Raw genomic sequence first — 13,279 nt, 5'->3', positions numbered from 1 at the left:
ATTCAGTCGAGTCGGAAGAAAAAGACGAGTCATTGGTCTGTAATCCTTAACAAATTTATCATACTAGTTCTTGCCGATTTATTAATGCACTGGAGCGAGGGAAGATGGCTGGGACTAGATTTTCTTGGGTTTATCGCTCTTTCGAGTTTAGTAATGGAATTCATTAGAAGCTCAAAATCCCCACTAACCTATAGCATTGTCTGTTTTGTCTTGATTTCCCTCATGCGCTACTTGCTGGGACCTTTGATTCATTCTCTCGGAAACGAACCGCAAGCATGGGGAATACTCAATTGGATACTTGGCACTAAAGATGCGCCAGGGGTATCTTATCCGCTTTCCCCCTGGATGGCCTATCCATTTGCCGGCTACATTATTGGTGTTGCGGCTATGCGTTACAGGGATTTCATAGAAACCCATCGGTGGCGAGTCGTGTCTGGATTATTAGTGCTTGGAGGACTCCCAGCGATCGCAGGCCTAATCCTATTACAACGTGGAGCATCCTTCTTTCGCTGGGGAACAGTGGGTATAGGTTTTTATGTGGTGAGTTTTGCTGTGATTTTGATCAGTCTTGCCGGGTCATTGGCAATATGTGGAGAACCCAGGTTAAAAGTTGGCCAAGACGCTTTATCGCTGAGGGGTATTGCTTCATTGGCAGTCGTTCCCGTGCATTACTTCCTGATCTACTTGGTAGTCATGGCAGGAGGTACAGGGGTGGACTTGTTCGGGTATAGCCTGATAGCTCTAGCTGTCTTAGCGGTAAGCTTTTTCCTAGCGCGCTCTATCGAGAACCTTAGCCAGATAATTCGTCAAGTAAAGAAACAGAAGATTGTCTGGTATGGACTTGTAGCTATGTTTGTCTTTGCAGCTAGTCTTACCTTATTCTATAGCCAGCAAAGCACATCCATAGCTCTTTTCCCCAGGACGTTCGGTCAGATTGTCCTATGCCTGCTGTTTGTCGTTCGCTTGCCCTTATAGTCAGGAGTTTACGACTCTTTCAACTGAATGTTTCTAAGTTATTTCAGTCACGGAGAGTTCTCCCTTCTTACTTTATAAACCTTCTCGGAGAAGAATATGACTTCAAGTGTGATGTTTCGTGTTGACGCCGATAAATTAAATGAATTGGCGCTTAAACATCGGGAAGAATATGCCAACGCTAAGCCATTTCCGCATATCGTTATCGATAATTTTTTTCCGGAAGAGGTCTTAGATAACATCCTGAATGAGTTTCCCAAAGCCGATGATATTGATTGGCAAAAGTTTGAGAATAAGACGGAAAAGAAGCTAGCGAACAAAAATGAGCGCTACATGGGAGACAACACACGCTTTCTCCTCTACCAATTAAACTCTTCAACCTTCATTAATTTTCTAGAAACTCTGACAGGTATTGATGGAATTATCCCCGATCCCCACTTTGTAGGCGGTGGACTCCATCAGATAGAAAGAGGCGGCTACTTGAAAATTCATGCAGATTTTAATCGGCATAGCCAAATGCGCCTAGATCGCCGATTAAATCTTCTCCTGTACCTTAACAAAGATTGGAAAGAGGAATATGGAGGTTATCTAGAACTATGGGATACGGCTATGACTCGGAGCGAGAAAAAGATTCTTCCTATCTTTAACCGATTTGTCCTGTTCACGACAACAGACTTCTCCTATCATGGACATCCCGAACCCTTAACTTGTCCAGAGGGGTGGACACGGAGGTCATTGGCGCTTTACTACTACAGCAATGGACGCCCTGCTGAAGAGATTATGGGAGAAGACCATTCAACCCTATTTCAGGCTAGACCTGGAGAGGACATAAAGGAAAAATTCTCAGGGATGACAGCCAACACTTTCCTCAAAAAGCTTGTTCCTCCCATCTTGCTTGATGTGCGAGACTCTCTGAAAAAGCGGTAGAAACTTAGCAAAAGTCAGGACTATACCAACCTCACAAATCTCGCTGAGCGCCTGCCACACTCTGTACCTAAGACCCAATTAATTGCCCTTATTTCCGGTTCAGTTGAGAGAGTCTATCTGCGCCTTGAAAGAGGTGCAGATGCAATTTTTCCTGAGCTTTAATAAATTATTAGCGGCTCTACGATGAGCAGGTGGACGGAAGTCAACTGAATAAACTTAACTTATAACTCAATCAGCTCGACCCGTTCATCAAACGGTGTTTCGTTGAAGCAAGACCCACCTGCTTAATTTACCGAAAACTTTGTTCCCGTTCGCGCTCTCGCAAAGCCTATGACTCCTTTTGTCCCCCTTGCCCTATTCGGATTTCTTCCGCTCGTTCTTTATCTGTTTAACCGATTTCCGGCTCAGCGGGCAGTTGTTGTGAGCTTCGTCGCGGGGTATCTCTTCCTGCCACAACCAGGCTTTGGAGCCAGATATTATCTTTTACAAGGCATCCCACCGTATGAAAAAATATCGGCGCTTAGCTACTGCGTTCTGGTAGCAACTATTCTCTTTGGGTCTAAACGCTTAAGTTCGTTTCAACCCGGCTGGATCGATCTGCCGATGCTGATCTGGTGCCTATTCTGCCCGCTCGCTGCACAATTTGCGAATGGGCTAAGCCCAATCTCACCGACTACTGCACAAATTATAAACTGGGGGGTGCCCTATTTTCTAGGTCGAATCTATTTTAATGACCTAGCTGGACTGCGCCAATTGGCAGTTGGCATCTTCGCCGGGGGGATGGCCTACGTTCCATTATGCCTGCTGGAAATGCGCATCTCTCCGACACTACACTTGAGGGTTTACGGCTTCCATGCCCGTGCAGACTTTGGTCAAACAGTGCGTTATGGGGGATACAGACCAACCGTGTTTTTAGAACACGGTCTTTGGGTGGGCATGTGGATGATGACGGCAACGCTGCTGGGAATTGTGTTATGGAGAACCAAAGTTATCAAAAAACTCTGGAATTATCCAGTGAATTGGCTTGTTTTAGTATTATTTGTAACATTTCTATTAGTCAAATCTACTGGTGCTTACCTTTATCTAGCGATTGCAATTGGTATCTGGTTCACCTCCCGATGGTTGCGCACGCCTTTGCCGATGTTGCTGATAAGTGCGGTTATATCGCTCTATCTATACCTGGGGGCGACGGGAGAGCTTTATAAAATTCCTCAGGTGAATGACTTTTTAATCGCATCAGAGAGCAGTACAAATGATCGGTCTCAATCCTTGGCATTTAGAATTGCGAATGAGAAACTCCTGTCATCAAAGGCACAGCTGAAAATGGCGTTTGGGTGGGGGGATGGAGGAGGAAACCGGATATATGATGCGTCGGGTAAAGATATCTCGGTTACCGACAGCTTGTGGATTATTGTGTTTGGTCAACAGGGTATAGTTGGTTTGCTCACGTTCTCCACCATGCTGTTACTGCCTAGTTTGAGTTTTGCCTTTTTATGTTATCCCCCTAGCACCTGGTCTAATCGTAAAGTAGCACCAGCCGCTGGGTTGGCATTGGTCTTGGTTTTGTACCTGATGGATAGTTCTTTGAACGCCATGATTTGTCCGGTCTTTATTCTCGCCAATGGGGGACTAGCAGGACTTGTGCTGAAAGAGCCAGAAACTACTAAAACAAAAAGTATTCGCGCAGCACTCCCCCGGAGAACCCTAGCGCAGCAGAGATAAAACCAGCTGAATTGACCGGAACAAAGCCAGCCTCTTGAGCAGAAGAAGCGGATTTGGAATTCTACAAACTTCCGAGCCTGACGATACAAGAAGTCGTAGCCGTAATCCTGATAAGTTCCAGACTCTTGGAAAGCAGAGCGAATATTAATTCCACCCAGCGCTGTATTCATAAATGGTTCAGCCAAGAGTTCGAGCAGGAGAACATCCTTTCCAGTAACCTTATTATTATTTTTCATTCAAAGGTTTAGAGTTGTCCAAAACTCAAAATGAGGTTATAGTTAATTAGAAAAAGAATAAGAAAAACCATTGAATACACCTATATTAAATTGCTTCAAAAGAAAATAGTTACAACACTTTGCTATTGGGCTATTAATTCTTGATTGAGATTTGTTTCGCTATTTAAAAACTAAAATTTCTAAAATAAATAGTCAGACTAATCCATAATTTAACATAACAGAAATAAACACTAGGTTCACTTTTGGATTTTATTAGTAACTTAATGATTACTTACAAAAAGGAGATGCACCCATGCGTTTATTGATGGTTCAATATGCCGGGGATTACCGGGAAGCCGTTGAACGATTGGCAAAAAGCGGAGGCGAAACCTATTACGCGCAAAAATATTCGGTTGATGCTGTTGCTGAAATCGGCAAAACCATTGAAGAAGCAGCGGTTCTTTGTTGTCTAACCCAAGAACGTTACGATGAAGTTCTTTCCAATGGAGTACGGGCTATCGGAGCAGGATTTAATCAAAAAATCCCAATCAAACCGTTAATAGAGTTGATCGAAAAACAAAACCCAACTCATCTCATTGTTCGTACACCGATTCCTGGGATTTTTAGGTGGGCTATCAAAAATAAAGTTCCAACCATTGCTATATTAGCTGATTCTTTCAAAACTCAAGGATTCAAGAATAAAATACGGAATTACTGGCTAGCCAAACTTTTAAATCATCAGCGAATCGAATGGGTATTTAATCATGGGATTAACTCTTCTCTTTCACTACTAGAAATCGGCATTAACCCCGACAAAATAATTCCTTGGGACTGGCCTGCTACTATTACCCCAGACTCTTTTCCCGCTAAAATGCTTCGAGCGGATGGAAAAACTTGGAATTTAGTTTACGTAGGTTTGATTACGGAATCGAAGGGAATTGGCGATGTTTTAGACGCTTTAAAAGAGTTAAAAGAAAAAAACTTCTCTATCAATCTCAAGGTAGCGGGCAAGGGCGAAACTGAAGAGTTTATTAACAAAGCTAAACAGCTAAACATTGAAAATTGTGTAGAGTTTCTTGGATTAGTACCTAATCAGGCTATAGTTCATTTAATGAGAGAGGCAGACCTCGTCATCATTCCTAGCCGCCCTGACTATCCAGAAGGCTTCCCAATGACTATTTATGAAGCGCTCTGCTCTCGAACGCCAATCATCGCTTCAGATCATCCAATGTTTCAAAATAAGTTAAAGGATGGAATTAATTCGGTGATTTTTCCAGCCGCTAACAGCGTGGCTTTGGCAGATTGTGTCGAAAAATTGATTTCCAATCCAGAGCTTTATGAACGTATTTCTTTAGCTTCTTACGAAGCTTGGAAACAGTTGCAAATCCCGGTTAAATGGGCTGAGATGATTAATCGCTGGCTGGATAATTCCCCCCCAAATCAACAGTGGTTGTTTGAGCATCGACTTTCTTCCGGACACTACAACTAAAACGTTGAGGAATGGAGTGGATGGATTGAGTCTGACCCATCCTTATATAGCAATCCTATTTAATTTGCGAACATCCGACCCCCACAGAGAACAGGATTTCGAGAGACTCCCGTTTGGAACTCATTTAAGATTGCTATAGCCATCAAGGAAGAGAGAAAGCTCTCTTATACCAAGGGAAGCAGCTATTGAACAAAGTTTTTGCTGCTTCTTTTTCAACTTTTTATCGACTCAAAAAAATTATCAGTTAACTTAAAAGTAAAAATGAAAATAGCCTACCTAATTTTGGCTCATCAATATCCAGAACAACTTCTCCGGTTAATTTTATCACGCAATACCGAAAATACTTCGTTTTTCATTCATATTAACCAAAAGACAGACCAGGAAATTTACAACAAATTCGAGAAGGAATTAAATCATCTCCCGAACGTTCACTTTATCAAGCGTCAAGTCATTTACCTGTTCGATTTCGGACATACACAAGCCAGCCTTCAAGGAATCAAAGAAGTCATTGAAAGCAAAGTTGATTTCGATTGGTTAATTCTTTCAACAGGACAAGATTACTCGATCAAATCTAACCATTATATCAAAAACTTTTTCCGAGAAAATGAAGGAAAAATATTCCTTGATTACATGGATAACTTAGTGGTAACCGATAGGGGTTGGATTAACCGGGGAGCTGATAATATTAACTACTGGCATGTTCGGTTAGGAAAATTGCGTTTTGTTTTTCCGGGAACACTCAACCTTAATTCTCACAACAGATACTGTAATTCCCCAAAACTTTGGTATCAGATGTTGTCATTTCTGTGGGATAGAGTGGTTCCCCTATTTCCAACTAAGCGCAAGTTTCCCGAGGGCTTTACACCGTTTCGAGGGTCAGCATATTGGTGTTTCCCCCGAGATTGTGTAGAATATATTTACGATTTTATCCAAAGAGATAGAGGATTCGTTAATTATTTTAAGTACGTCGATGGTCCCGATGAAATGTTTTTCCAAACCCTTCTTTTAACTTCTCCTCTTAAGGACAGAGTCGTCAATGATAATTTATTCTTTATAGATTGGGAGAATCCTAACCCAAGTTTTCCAAGAGTTTTTGAGAAATGCGACTTTGAAAGACTTGTCAACTCTCCAAAATTATTTGCGAGGAAATTCGACGCCACTAGGGATTCAGAGATTTTAGACCTACTCGATCAAAAAGTCTTGCAAGAGGCTAAATAATTTGGGTCAGGTTGAGAGAAGTAAAAAAATGAGAATATTTTCCTTCAAAAATAGCTTATGACAAGCTCCCAGTGAAACATATTCGTTTTCATTACAAAAGCAAGTACTCTTGGTTTCCCTACCTGAATCAGCCTTTAGTAGGGGTGGCAAGTTATAAGCGCAGCACTTCCGAAAACATCGTCTACCTGGATGCCGATTTATTGATTGTGGGCGAACCTGACCAGCTGCTGTTGAATGAAGAGGAAGACTTTCTTGCTTGTACCCCAGACAAAATGGATGGAACCACCGAACTGAAAGACGCGACTGACTGAACCTTACAAGAAAGCATTAGAGGGTGCATTCCACATTAGAAGCTTTCATCCACCGAGATAAATACGGTGGATGAAAGCAAGTTGCGACTTTAGCCGCCTTTATGACAAAATGACAACAAGTTTTCGGAGGCTCTCCCCGTAGGCTGTTCAAGCCAAGTCTGACTCCCCTGAAGTGAGAGCGATTGGATTGAAAGTTGTGTTTGGTGTGGAGATTGAGGCAGCTAAACACATGGGAAAAGACTTGCTACAAACAAATAGGGTGGGGCACACCCGAATTTAAACTTGAGGATTGAGCTGAAACGCTCAGGAATGCTCTCTCCAGACCGGAAGTAACTAACGGCAGGATCAGCCCAAGAATCTGCGTCGAGAACAGAGCGCAGAGTGCCAAGGGAAAGAACTTTGCAACTTGGTAGGAATTGACATTAAAGACCTCCCTGGGTTAGGACGGAGAGGGAAGAGGCACGAATCCGTCTTTACTGGAACGGCGGTGTTTTTGCTTATCGCCGTTCCACAGGGTTTGCAGAGCATTCTCTGCAAGCGACGCTCCAAGCGATTGAATCCCACCTCGTTTCGCAGCAATGCAGGATTTTTTTTTCATGAACGAATTGCGATGACCCTAGCTGTGGCAAAAAGGGGGAGGCATTGCCTCACTCTCATAACTATGCTATTTGCAGTTCAGATCCTGCTCAATGGAACATCGGAGAAAAACTCAAAGCGACCAGGATACTCCACTATCATGATGCCATGTAGCCTAATTTCTGGCATGGATTTATAAAATGCCGCCGAGATGCCCATTCAGTTGTAGCCAACTGGCTAGACCATACCATATAAGTCCTCTGAAAAATAAAGCTCATTATTACTGTCGCAGCATGAGTAAAAGCCTCCAGTACTTTCTGGCGAAACAGGATTCAGAATACAAAAAGTTGAGTAGAGTAATCTGAGTAGGATTGAGATTGCCCATCTTGAGTAATGATTTATCTAACGAAATCTGAAACTGCCAGAAAAACAATCTATGTCTGACGCAACTCAGCCAGATAGCCTAACCCGTTTACTCGTAGTAATTGTTAACTACCGAACGCCCGGTCTAACGATTGACTGCTTGCGCTCCTTAGTGAGTGAAGTGCGTGAGCTACCAGGTACCCGTGTTGTCGTTACCGACAATGCCTCTGGTGATGAATCAGTTGAAAAAATTGGAGCCGCAATTGAAACCGAAGGTTGGAGCAACTGGGTCTCGTTTCAGCCGTTAGAGCGCAATGGCGGATTTGCCTTCGGCAACAACGCGGCAATCCGCCCAGTGCTACAGTCAACGAATCCACCTCCCTACGTTCTGTTGCTCAACCCAGACACAATCGTTCGCCCCGGTGCCTTAAGAGGGTTAGTGGACTTTATGAACGAACATCCCGAGGTGGGGATTGCTGGCAGTCGCCTAGAAGACCCGGATGGCACTCCGCAGCACTCAGCTTTTCGCTTTCACACAGTGTTCAGCGAACTGGATTTCGGCTTGCGTCTTGGAGTGATATCAAAATTATTGACAAAGTGGGACATTGCGCCCCCTATTTCCGAAGAAACCTGTCAAACCGATTGGGTGGCTGGGGCAAGCATGATTATCCGCCGAGAGGTATTTGAGGCGGCTGGCTTAATGGACGAAGAATATTTCATGTATTACGAAGAAATGGACTTCTGCCTACAAGCCAAAAAGGCTGGCTGGAGCTGTTGGTACGTCCCTCAAAGTCGGGTTGTGCACCTAGTTGGGCAAAGCTCTGGCGTGACCGATACCAAACGACCACCTAAGCGCCTCCCACAGTACTGGTTTGATTCAAGGCGACGGTACTTTCTCAAGAACTATAGTTGGCTGTACACGGCGCTTGCGGATATATTGTGGGCTTCTGGCTTTGCTTTGTGGCGGTTGCGCCGGGTAATTCAAGGTAAGCCAGATGGAGATCCACCACAATTCCTGAGTGATTTCCTCCGTAACAGTGTGTTCTTCAAGGGTGGTTTATCGAGTCCTCCCAATTGTCCAGGACAGAGCTAGGATGGCCAAGGCTCTGATTTTTCTCATAGAAAACACTCTCGCGCCGCAGAAGTAGATTATGGTTACACAACCGGAGACTATATCAAGCGTAAACAAACAAGAAATCTTTTCCCTGAGTTTATGGCAACAGATTCAAGAAGACTGGATTGCTCATGGACGAGATTGGACTAAACCTGGATTTCGGGCAGTAGCCGTTCAGCGCTTTGGTGTCTGGAGAATGACGATCAAATCCTTACTCCTTCGAGCGCCCTTGAGCATTCTCTACCGAGCGTTGTTTCGCAAAGTCCGAAACAGCTATGGGATTGAATTGCCTTATACAGTTCAACTCGGTCGCCGTGTAGTTATTGAACATCAGAGTGGCATTGTCATTCATGGATATTGTTCGATTGGCGACGATTGTATTATCCGTCAAGGCGTGACAATGGGGAATCGTTACCTGGATCGTCCATTCGATGCACCAAAATTGGGAAAACGCGTCAACGTCGGGGCTGGGGCAAAAATCTTCGGCAATGTCACCATTGAAGATGACGTGAACATTGGTGCAAACGCTGTGGTGCTATCCGACATTCCTCCAGGAAAAACAGCCGTTGGCATTCCTGCCAAAATTATTAGCTCCAAAAATTCCGGAGACAATGATTGAATCAGTAACTATTCCACTCATTTCTGCCACAGAGCCGGATTGGAGCCGCGAAAAATGCAGCCGATGGTGGGACCCTAGCCGCCAACTCCTTAAATCTATCCGTAACTATCAACGGTGGAAGGCACACGGTGGAATTATCGGGTGTTTTTTATGTGATTGGAACGTCATACAACATCGCTTCTGGAGCGTTGTAACGGCAGCTGATATCCCCTTAAACTGCCAAATTGAAGGAGGACTACTGCTGACTCATCCCAATGGCGTAGTGATTCACCCAGATGCATCTATTGGACCAAATTGCCTAATTTTGCAACAGGTAACAATTGTTGGAGGGGTTAAAATAGGCGGTCATGTTGATATCGGTGCTGGGGCAAAAATTATTCGTCCAGTGAGGATCGGGAACCAGGCGAAGATTGGGGCAAATGCTGTGGTTATCTGTGACGTGCCAGATGGAGCTACGGCAGTGGGAATACCAGCAAAAATCATCAACACCTCAAAATCGGGGAATAATGCTAAGTAAAAACAAAAACAATGAAGTTACAGTTTTTTGCTATTCATTTACCGAAGTTTGCACAATAAAGAATACATTAATTCTCCCAAATCATCTTCAAATCTCTCAAGCATTATTAATTGTCTAGATTACTAGCTAGAAGAGCAAAAAAAAGTGAAATTAGTGGTAACCAGGAGAAATTAATGAACCTTATTCAGACTAAAATTGCTGATGTCTTGATTATTGAACCCCGAGTATTTGAGGACAACCGGGGTTTTTTCTATGAAAGTTATAATGAAAAAGCCTTTATTGAAAAGGCTGGAGTAGCAACCCATTTCGTCCAAGATAATCATTCGCGTTCCACCCAAAACGTTCTGCGAGGCTTGTACTATCAGATTCAAAATCCTCAGGGTAAGTTGGTGCGCGTAGTTGTTGGGGCTGTGTTTGATGTAGCAGTGGATCTGAGAAAAAGCTCTCCAACTTTTGGTCAATGGGTTGGTAGCCTACTTAGTGCAGAGAATAAGCGACAGCTTTGGGTCCCTGTGGGGTTTGCCCACGGCTTTTGTGTCGTCTCGGAGGTGGCTGAAGTGTTGTACAAAACTACCGATTACTATGCCCCTCAGCACGAACGGTGCGTGCACTGGAATGACCCGGAGTTGGCAATCGAGTGGTCTCTCATAGGAGACCCGGTGGTATCTGCTAAAGACCAGGCTGGTCAACCCTTTAAGACGGCTGAGGTATTCCAATGAGACGAATCTTACTCACAGGCGTTAATGGACAAGTTGGTCAGGAACTGCAACGGACTCTGCTCCCATTGGGAGAGGTGATTGGAATTGACCGCAAGACAATGGATTTAGCTTCATCGACTAGCATTCGTCAGGTTATCGGTGAAGTCAAGCCCAACCTAATTGTCAATGCAGCAGCCTACACGGCTGTTGACAAAGCCGAGACCGAAACTGAACTAGCAAATTCGATCAATGCTGTTGCTCCGACGATGATGGCGGAGGAAGCCGAGCGGACTGGAGCAACCCTGATTCATATTTCCACAGATTACGTTTTTGATGGTCGGAAAAATACCCCGTACACGGAGCAAGATGCCACAAACCCCATTTGTGTCTACGGACAGTCTAAGCTAGCAGGAGAGGAGGGAATTCGGCTTCATAGCGATCGCCACATTATTCTCAGAACCGCCTGGGTCTATGGCACTCACGGCAAGAGTAACTTCGTCAAAACCATGCTAAGGCTCTTCGCTGAGCGTGACGAAGTCCGTGTGGTTGCCGATCAGGTAGGTACTCCAACATGGGCAAGCGATATTGCCCAAGCAATCACGACTCTGCTGTCCCAATTGAGCCAAGAGCCGTTATCAAGCGTCCCCCTTACAGGTACCTATCACTTCACCAATAGTGGCATTGCCAGTTGGTATGATTTTGCCGTTGCCATCTTGGAGGAAGCAAAACAGCTTGGCTATCCTTTAAAAGTACAGCGTATCGTGCCAATTACAACACCTGAATATCCCACACCAGCTCAGCGACCGGTCTATTCGGTGCTCTCTGGCAAGAAAATCTCGGCTGTATTGGGAACTCATCCCTCTCATTGGCGACAAGGACTGAGACACATGCTTGTAGAATTCTCTTCTTACACTTTATGAAAGCAATTATTCTCTCGGGCGGAAAAGGGACACGTCTGCGTCCCCTTACTTATACTGGAGCCAAGCAACTGGTTCCCGTCGCGAACAAACCTATTCTTTGGTATGGGATTGAAGCAATCGTCGCGGCAGGAGTTACGGATATTGGCATCATCATCAGTCCTGAAACCGGAGAGGAGGTAAAAACTAAGACAGGAAATGGCGATCGCTTTGGGGCAAAAATCACCTATATACTTCAAGATAAGCCGGCAGGTCTTGCTCACGCCGTTAAAGTCGCCCAGCCTTTTCTTGGAGATTCACCATTTGTAATGTATCTGGGGGATAACCTCGTTCAAAGCGAACTAGACCTATTCTTGGAAAGTTTTAGAGCAAAGAATTTAGATGCTTTAACACTACTTTGCCCGGTTGCCAATCCCAGTGCCTTTGGCGTTGCTAAGGTTGATGAGGAGGGGCGGGTGTTACAGCTAGTGGAAAAACCCAAAGATCCTCCCTCTAATCTGGCACTTGTAGGAATTTACCTCTTCTCCAACGTTATCCATCACGCTATTTCTTGTATTCAACCCTCTCCTCGAGGTGAACTGGAAATTACCGATGCGATTCAATACCTGATTGACCAGCAAAAAAAAGTAGAAGCCTATCAACTTAAAGGCTGGTGGCTAGATACAGGGAAGAAAGATGACCTCCTAGAAGCCAACCGGATTATTCTAGATACCTGTCTAAACTCTGCCATGCTTGGTGAAGTTGACGAGAAGAGCCAGGTAATTGGGCGAGTACAAATTGGTCCAAGGTCAAAAGTAGTCAATTGTACCATTCGGGGTCCAGTTACGATTGGCAGCGACTGCTACCTAGAAAACTGCTTTGTCGGTCCTTATAGCAGTGTGGCTGACCAAGTCACCCTAATTGATGCTGACCTCGAACACAGTGTAATCCTACAGGGGGCAAAAGTTGTGGGCATTCAGCAGCGAATTGTGGACAGTGTGATCGGACAACGAGCTCATCTTAAGGTTGCACCCCAACGTCCCAAGGCTTTACGTTTTCTCATTGGTGACGACTGTCAAATCGAGTTAGCGTAAGTAAGCAAAACGATTCTATGCCTACATTTAATCCTTGTCTATCTTGGAGTTTATGTAGGCCTAAATTAGGTTATGGATCAAGCAAACGAAACTTATGAATCACAAAAGATTAAAAATTTTACTAATTGTAGAACAGTGCAATCCGGATTGGGCCTCCGTCCCTTTAGTCGGCTATAAATTTTCCCAGGGAATTAGCCAACTGGTTGACGTAACACTTGTTACTCATGGAAGAAATAGAGAAGCTCTTGAAAAGCACCCAGCGCCTAAAAATGTTGTCTACCTAAACGAAAGCAAACTAACCCAAAAATATCACAAAATTGTATCCAATATTACAAACAGAAACCGAATCAACTGGCCTTTATATCATGCATTAACCTATCCAGTTTACATGGAATTCGACCAGAATGTATACCATAAATTTAAGGAAAACGTTCTGCGTGGAGATTATGACATCGTACATGTGCTAACTCCCATGACGCCCAGGTACCCCGTTAAATTAATTCAAGCCTGTAAGCATACTCCTTTTCTTCTCGGACCAGTTAATGGGG

General features: G+C 44.2%; 13 protein-coding genes. All 13 read left to right on the top strand.

All coding sequences use genetic code 11. From position 1 onward, the window contains the following. Positions 1 to 975 (top strand): hypothetical protein (locus HWQ37_RS28915; RefSeq protein ID WP_292753857.1); only part of this gene is annotated, 975 nt, incomplete at its 5' end. Positions 976 to 1,086: 111 nt separating this feature from the next. Further along, complete coding sequence (locus HWQ37_RS28910; RefSeq protein ID WP_292753856.1) at positions 1,087 to 1,899, top strand: 2OG-Fe(II) oxygenase; 813 nt, start codon at positions 1,087 to 1,089, stop codon at positions 1,897 to 1,899. Between the two features lie 330 nt (positions 1,900 to 2,229). Next, positions 2,230 to 3,621 (top strand): O-antigen ligase domain-containing protein, encoded by a 1,392-nt coding sequence (locus tag HWQ37_RS28905; protein WP_292753855.1) that lies wholly within the window; start codon positions 2,230 to 2,232, stop codon positions 3,619 to 3,621. A gap of 528 nt (positions 3,622 to 4,149) precedes the next feature. After that, positions 4,150 to 5,325 carry a glycosyltransferase gene (locus tag HWQ37_RS28900; protein WP_292753854.1) on the top strand — a complete coding sequence of 392 codons (1,176 nt, stop codon included), beginning with the start codon at positions 4,150 to 4,152 and terminating at the stop codon, positions 5,323 to 5,325. 198 nt (positions 5,326 to 5,523) lie between these two features. Beyond that, complete coding sequence (locus HWQ37_RS28895) at positions 5,524 to 6,543, top strand: beta-1,6-N-acetylglucosaminyltransferase (RefSeq protein WP_292753853.1); 1,020 nt, start codon at positions 5,524 to 5,526, stop codon at positions 6,541 to 6,543. A gap of 71 nt (positions 6,544 to 6,614) precedes the next feature. Continuing rightward, positions 6,615 to 6,854, top strand: coding sequence for a hypothetical protein (locus HWQ37_RS28890; protein ID WP_292753852.1), 240 nt, complete (start codon positions 6,615 to 6,617; stop codon positions 6,852 to 6,854). A gap of 1,012 nt (positions 6,855 to 7,866) precedes the next feature. Beyond that, positions 7,867 to 8,886: a glycosyltransferase family 2 protein gene (locus HWQ37_RS28885; RefSeq protein ID WP_292753851.1), complete on the top strand. Its 1,020-nt coding sequence runs from the start codon at positions 7,867 to 7,869 to the stop codon at positions 8,884 to 8,886. 58 nt (positions 8,887 to 8,944) lie between these two features. Then, positions 8,945 to 9,526 (top strand): serine O-acetyltransferase, encoded by a 582-nt coding sequence (locus HWQ37_RS28880; RefSeq protein WP_292753850.1) that lies wholly within the window; start codon positions 8,945 to 8,947, stop codon positions 9,524 to 9,526. Beyond that, the gene (locus tag HWQ37_RS28875; RefSeq protein ID WP_292753849.1) at positions 9,519 to 10,043 is read left to right on the top strand and encodes a serine O-acetyltransferase; all 525 of its coding nucleotides are present in this window, start codon (positions 9,519 to 9,521) and stop codon (positions 10,041 to 10,043) included. The genes HWQ37_RS28880 and HWQ37_RS28875 overlap by 8 nt, the downstream gene beginning before the upstream one ends. 173 nt (positions 10,044 to 10,216) lie before the next feature. Continuing rightward, the gene (gene rfbC / locus HWQ37_RS28870) at positions 10,217 to 10,762 is read left to right on the top strand and encodes a dTDP-4-dehydrorhamnose 3,5-epimerase (RefSeq protein ID WP_292753848.1); all 546 of its coding nucleotides are present in this window, start codon (positions 10,217 to 10,219) and stop codon (positions 10,760 to 10,762) included. Then, positions 10,759 to 11,661 carry a dTDP-4-dehydrorhamnose reductase gene (rfbD, locus tag HWQ37_RS28865; protein ID WP_292753847.1) on the top strand — a complete coding sequence of 301 codons (903 nt, stop codon included), beginning with the start codon at positions 10,759 to 10,761 and terminating at the stop codon, positions 11,659 to 11,661. The genes rfbC and rfbD overlap by 4 nt, the downstream gene beginning before the upstream one ends. Next, a complete protein-coding gene (locus HWQ37_RS28860; RefSeq protein ID WP_292753846.1) occupies positions 11,658 to 12,731 on the top strand; it encodes a glucose-1-phosphate thymidylyltransferase in 1,074 nt (357 codons plus the stop codon). Before rfbD ends, HWQ37_RS28860 begins: the two co-directional genes overlap by 4 nt. Before the next feature lie 94 nt (positions 12,732 to 12,825). Continuing rightward, positions 12,826 to 13,279: hypothetical protein (locus HWQ37_RS28855; RefSeq protein WP_292753845.1), on the top strand; the 454-nt coding region annotated here is incomplete at its 3' end.

Source organism: Nostoc sp. NMS4, from assembly GCF_017115095.1.
GTDB lineage: Bacteria > Cyanobacteriota > Cyanobacteriia > Cyanobacteriales > Nostocaceae > Nostoc.
This window is presented reverse-complemented; position numbering and strand designations above follow the sequence as displayed.